This window comes from Desulfolutivibrio sp., assembly GCF_036584575.1.
Classification (GTDB): Bacteria; Desulfobacterota; Desulfovibrionia; order Desulfovibrionales; family Desulfovibrionaceae; genus Desulfolutivibrio.
Genome location: NZ_JAZHDB010000054.1, coordinates 1 through 6,025, shown reverse-complemented (window position 1 = coordinate 6,025; position 6,025 = coordinate 1). Strand labels below are relative to the sequence as shown.

The 6,025-nt window shown below is 63.6% G+C and carries 5 protein-coding genes; 2 read left to right on the top strand and 3 right to left on the bottom strand.

Going from position 1 to position 6,025, the window contains the following annotated elements:
• Positions 1-2,567 (bottom strand): PocR ligand-binding domain-containing protein (locus V3572_RS04255; protein ID WP_332109738.1); only part of this gene is annotated, 2,567 nt, incomplete at its 3' end.
• Between the two features lie 287 nt (positions 2,568-2,854).
• Here V3572_RS04255 and V3572_RS04250 point away from each other — a divergent pair.
• Entirely contained in the window at positions 2,855-3,145 is a 291-nt protein-coding gene (locus tag V3572_RS04250; RefSeq protein ID WP_332109737.1) for a hypothetical protein, read from the top strand.
• Here the strand turns inward: V3572_RS04250 and prmC are convergent.
• Positions 3,129-4,037, bottom strand: a complete 909-nt coding sequence (prmC, locus tag V3572_RS04245; RefSeq protein WP_332109736.1) for a peptide chain release factor N(5)-glutamine methyltransferase — start codon at positions 4,035-4,037, stop codon at positions 3,129-3,131. The genes V3572_RS04250 and prmC overlap by 17 nt on opposite strands.
• A gap of 243 nt (positions 4,038-4,280) precedes the next feature.
• The gene (gene prfA / locus V3572_RS04240) at positions 4,281-5,354 is read right to left on the bottom strand and encodes a peptide chain release factor 1 (RefSeq protein ID WP_332109735.1); all 1,074 of its coding nucleotides are present in this window, start codon (positions 5,352-5,354) and stop codon (positions 4,281-4,283) included.
• A gap of 171 nt (positions 5,355-5,525) precedes the next feature.
• Between prfA and V3572_RS04235 the strand changes: the two genes are divergently transcribed.
• Positions 5,526-6,025: ABC transporter substrate-binding protein (locus tag V3572_RS04235; RefSeq protein WP_332109734.1), on the top strand; the 500-nt coding region annotated here is incomplete at its 3' end.

Genomic DNA, 6,025 nt, shown 5'->3' with positions numbered 1-6,025 from the left:
GCCCAGGCCGAAAGGCGAACCGAGCCCTGGGGGGTGAATTTGATGGCGTTGCCCACCAGATTGAACAGGATCTGCCGGACCCGGACCTCGTCCCCGAGCAGCCGGGCGGGAACCGAGGGCGCGACATCCAAAACGAGTTCAAGCCGCTTTTCCCGGGCGGTCGGGGCCAACACATTGAACACGTTTTCCGCTGCGGCTTTGAAATCGAAGGGTTCCCTGGCCAGTTCCATCTTCCCGGACTCCACCCGGGCCAGATCTAGGATGTCGGACAAAAGACTGGTCAGACGCCTGCCCGCGCGCAAGGCCGCCTCCACGTATTCCCGCTGCTCGTCGCCCGGGGGCATGCCCAACAGCAGTTGCAACATGCCTAAAAGGCCGTTTAAGGGCGTCCTGATCTCATGACTCATGTTGGCCAGAAATTCCGACTTGGTCAGGTTCGCGGCCTCGGCTGCGGTTTTGGCCGCCAGCAGGCTTTCCTCGGCAGCCTTGCGCTCGGTGATGAACCGGGCCTGCTGCACGTTCTGCACGGCCATCTTCGAGAGCTGTCCGGCGATGACCGCCAGAGAGCTGCAAATATCCTCGAAGCGCCGCCGGGGCATGCGCGGCGCCTGGGCCAAGGCCTGGCGAAAGGCCTCCTCGTCGGCCCCGATCTCCCGGGCGTAGGCCTGCATGGCCTCCGGGTCCGCCGTCTCGTCGAGCACCTGTCCCACCAGCCAGTGGGCCACCACCTGCGTCCCCACCCGGATGCTTGTCCCGCCATCCAGGAGCCCGCCGGACAGGCACGGCCGCACGCATGACCCATCGACAGCCTGAGCACCCAAGGACATGTCCGAGCGTCGACAGTTTTCCAAACCCTTCGCCGTGCCCCGGATGATCTCGGAGCACAGGCGGCAGAAGTTGCTGGGCCTGGTCAGGGGCGTGCCGTCCGGGGCGGTGATCAGCGAGGCCACGCCCGCCGCCCGGGCGAAGGCGTCCTGGACCTTTTGCACCTCGCCCAGGTCGAAGATGTCGGCCAGGGTCAGGCCCGTAACGTCCCCCATGGGTTGGGTCAGGGCCAGGAGCTTGGTTTCCAGTCCGGCGTTGATGGCCCGAATCCCTTCCTGGGCCTCCCTTTTTTCGGTGATGTCGGACACAAAGACCAGATAGCGGTCCCTCCCCAAGGCCACGCCGCTGAAAAAAAACCAACGCCGCGCCCCGGCCACGTCCGTGATCTCCAGGTCTCCCTGGCTGTGTCCCGTCGCCTGCATGTTTTCCAGGTGGCCGCGCACGATCTCCCGGGAGCCGGGTGTCAGGGTGTCCGCAAACGACGTCCCCAAAAGGGCCGCAAACGGTTTCCCGGCCAGTCGGCAGGCCGCCGGATTGGCCTCCAGATAGCGCCCCTTTCCGTCAAAAACGACCACCCCCATGGGGGCGTTGTCCACATATCCCTGGTACTTGGTCTCGCTTTCGCGCAGGGCCCGCTCGGTGCGGCGCAGCCGACGGGTCTGCTCCAAAAGGATGGCGATGAGCGCCGCCTGGACCAGCAGCACGGCCACCGCGCCCAGAATCCAGCCCCGGTACCGGGTGAAGACCGAAAACGGCCGGTTGATGACGGCGCCGCCCTCGGGCAGACGATCCGCGTCGATCCCGAACCGGACCAATTGGGCATGGTCGAACATCGGTCTGGATCGGCTCTGGCGAACAGGCAGGCTGGACGGATTTTCCCCGTCCAGGATGCGAAGGGCCATCTCCCCGGCCTGCCTGCCGTCGTCCTCCCCGGACAGCAGGGAACCGCCCACGATGCCGTGCGCCAGCCGGATATCATGCGTCGAAAAGACCGGCACGGAACTGGCCTGGGAGATCAGTCGGGTGGTTTCTTCGCGTCCGAAGACCACCCCGGCGCCATCCACGACATAGCTGAAAAGCAGGACCACGGCGTCGGGCGGCAGTTCACCGAGCCGTTTCAGGAAAGCGTCCATGGGCAGATCGGCCGAATAGTCCACCCGTACCCGATCCTTAAAGTGAGCCAGAACCTGGGCAGCCTCATGGCGCATAGCCAGCCCGGTGACGGTATGGTCGGTGACGACGAAAACTTCCTTCGTCCCGGGCAAGAGATCCAAAATCAGGCCCATGGCGCCCTGGATATCCATGACTTCGGCCACCCCCGTGGCTCCGGACCGGACCGCGCGATCCACCAGGGCCATGTCGCCGATGCCGCAAAACACGACCCTGGCCCCTGGGAAAAGCGGCTCTGGGGCATCGAGGATCAGGGCCAGGGCCGTATCGTCCAGGGTCACGACCACGTCCACCGGCTTGTTGCGGTATTTTTCCCGCAAAAAGCCGACCTCCCTGTCCAGCGATGCCTGGTCCTGCCACCGCTTGGCATCCAGGAATTCGACGGAGGGAATGACGTCCGGCCGGGCTTCACGGATGGCGGCGAACACCCCGGCCACCTCGGAATCGGCCCAGAAATCGCCATAATGATAGGAGTTGAGGACGACAACCTGAAAGTTCTGGGCGTGGGCGTCGTGCAACAGACAAGGAAAAATCAGGAGCAAGGCCAGAAAAAAACCGCACAGGAAATGCATGGCTTCCGCATTGGTTCGCGGGTTGCGCGGCATGACGGCCCTTTCTCGCCCGAGTTGATGGATGCCAACATAAACCGGTTACAAGGGAATTGTCCTATTGCGTATACCCAATAGCACCAGGACTCCGCAAGGAAAACAAACAGGCTCACCGGAGATTTTCTAAAGAGCCGTACCTCCATGGCGACATGGATATCGCGGCCAGTCCCCGCAAAGGAGATGCTTGACCCGGACATCCGGCTTTGGCATGCCCAGGACGCCGGACGCAGGACGCAGGACGCGAAATCGCGATGACACGTTACACGCACCAAGGGGACACGGACATGCAGGGCGTATGGGACGGACTGGACAAGGAGCGGATCGCCAAGGCCGTGGTGACCGCCTATATGAGCGACGAATATCTGGACATCCTGGCGGATATCAACAACGCCGAGACCCCGGCCCAGGCCGAGGCGGCCAAGGACCGCATCAAGGAGGTCATGGGCGTGTGGCGCGAGGAGTGCCCGGACTACGCCTTCCTGGTGGACTGCCTGTATCTTTTCGCCCAGCGGCGCATCCGCGACCTCACGGGGCTGTCCTGACGGTCCCGGCTGGCGCGTTCGTCCCGTTTCGGACCTCGAGGTAGCGGTCGAGCCCGGCCAGATCGCGCCGGACCACAACGTCCGAAAATCCGGCAAAGGCCGCACAGGCCGCGTCCGCCTGGGTGCAGCCCATCTCCATGAGAAACACCCCGTCCGGGGCCAGTCGCTCCCGCACAACCCCGGCCAAGACCGGGAAGCATTCGCACCCCGTGGCCCCGCCCGGGGCGTCCGACTCCGGCGCCAGGGCCGCTTTGGGTTCGAACCCGGTCACCTCGGGGCTTGCGCTGCGGTATTCGGCCTCGCTGACGTAGGGCGGGTTGGACACCATAAGGCCGAAGCGCTCCTGCCGGTCGCTCACGACTGAAAAATCGCCGCACACACATTCAATGCGCGCCTCGACCCCATGCCGCCTGGCGTTTTTTCGGGCCACGGACAGAGCCGCCGCGCTTTTGTCCACGGCCACGCCCGTCCAGGCCGAAAAGCGCACGGCCAGGGTCACGGCCAGGCACCCCGAGCCCGTGCCCAGGTCCGCGAAACGCACCATGCCGTCACGGGGGAAGAGGGCCTCGGCCCGTTCCACGAGGCCCTCGGTCTCGGGACGGGGGATGAGCACGGCCGGGGTGACGGCAAAGGCCAGGCCGTAGAACTCCCGCTCGCCCACCAGGTAGGCCGCCGGTTCGCCCCGGCCGCGCCGGGTCACCAGATCACGGCAGCGGGTCAGTTCGGATTCGGACAGGGGCCGGTCCATGTCCAAAAAAAGGCCCAGGCGCTCAAGCCCCAGCACATGGGCCAAAAGCATCTGGGCCGAAAGCCGGGGGGAGTCCACCCCCTTGTCCGAGAGATAGGCCTCGGATTTGGTCAGGATGTCCCGCACCGTGGGTCGTTTTTCCATTCCGCTATCCGGTAGCTGGTCAGTGGGGCGGGATTGCATTCGTCAACCGGCTCACGGCCGGGCCCGGGGTCGGCGGCAAAACCGCCCAATATTGCATGATGTTCACGGCCGGGCTCGGACGGCATGGTTCAGGGGCGGGAGACGGGCGAAAAAGGCTCATCCTTCCCGTTCGGGGTTTCCAAAGGGGACCTGTCCCCTTTGGCCGCCGGAGGCATTCCCCACCCCCCCATCTCTCCGCGCGCCCTAGGCCGCGTCGGCCTGGGCCTTGAGGGCCTCGGCCTGGTAGTGGGCGGTGAGCGCCTCCATGATCTCCCCGATGTCGCCGTCGAGGATGCTGTCCAGGCGGTACACGGTCAGGTTGATGCGGTGGTCGGTCAGGCGGCCCTGGGGAAAATTGTAGGTCCGGATGCGTTCGGAGCGGTCGCCGCTGCCCACCTGGGAGCGCCGCGCCGCCTCCTGTTCCAAACGTTGCTCCTCCTGCTTGGACGCCAGCAGCCGGGAGCGCAGCACCTTCATGGCCTTGGCCCGGTTCTTGTGCTGGGATTTTTCATCCTGGCAGATGACCACCAATCCGGAGGGGATGTGCGTCACGCGCACGGCCGAGTCCGTGGTGTTCACGCTCTGGCCGCCGGGGCCGCTGGAACGGTAGACGTCGATGCGCAGTTCCGAAGGATCGATGGCCACGTCCACCTCTTCGGCCTCGGGCATGATGGCCACGGTCACCGCCGAGGTGTGGATGCGCCCCTGGGATTCGGTCACCGGCACGCGCTGCACCCGGTGGGTTCCGGACTCGTACTTGAGCCTGCTGTAGACCTTGTCCCCGGAGATGCTGGCGATGACTTCCTTGAAACCGCCGCCGCCCGTCTCGCTTGCGCTCATGATCTCCACCTTCCAGCGCATGCGCTCGGCGTACCGGCAATACATCCGAAACAGATCCCCGGCGAACAGCGCGGCCTCGTCGCCGCCCGTCCCGGCCCGTATCTCCAACAGGATGTTCTTGTCGTCGAGGGGATCCTTGGGCAAAAGCAACACCCGCAGTTCGGCCTCAAGCCCGGGCAGGGACTCCTTGAGCGCCCGCACCTCGGCCTGGGCCAACTCCCGCATCTCCGGGTCGGCGTCCTGGGCCAGCTCCTCGTTCTCCGCCAGATCGCGAGCCATGGCTTTGTAGCGACGGAAGGCCTCCACCACCTCGCCCATGTCGGCGTGGGCCTTGGCCAGCTTGCGATACCGCTCCTGGTCGTCGAAGATGCCTGGATCGCTTAACTGCCGCTCCAGTTCCTCGTACCTGCGCTCGATGCTTTCCAATTTTGCGAACATATGTTTGCCTCCGGCGGCCAGGGGAAAACTTTTTGAAAAAAGTTTCCCCCCTGGACCCCCCTTCAAAAACTTTTAACGGTTTCGCTCCGCGTGCGATACGCCGCTTGCCAACCCGTCTTCCACCCACGCGGCGCACCCCCGCCGGGGGGGTCCGGGGTCACAGCGGATGATGTGAAGTCATCCATTGAATATGCACTGAAGATCTCAGGTCTTAACGCAGTATTCGCTTCCACCTTTAACGCCATCAAGGGTGCTGAAGAATTCGTGGCAGGAACAGCAGATGAAATCGCTGGAATCGTCGTGGATGGAAACAACATCAAGATCGAATTCGCAAAACTGGCACCAGACGCACTACTGACCTTCACACAGTTTGCACCACTGCCAATGAAGTATTTTGAAGGAGAAGATCCTCTAAACTTCCAGCAGTCCGCATTCTGGCAGAGCCCAGTAGGAAGCGGTCCATTCATGGTGGATGAAGTGAAACTGAACGAATACACCACCCTGAAGCCATTTGACAAGTATCATGCAGGTGCGCCAAGCTTCAGCATCTACCTGACACCAAGCCCTGGGGACTCCGATCCGAATCTTGTAACCAATGCACAGGCAGGTATGGTGGACTACGCATTCACAAAGAATGTGGAATTCGCAAACAGCCTGAAGGATGTAGAATA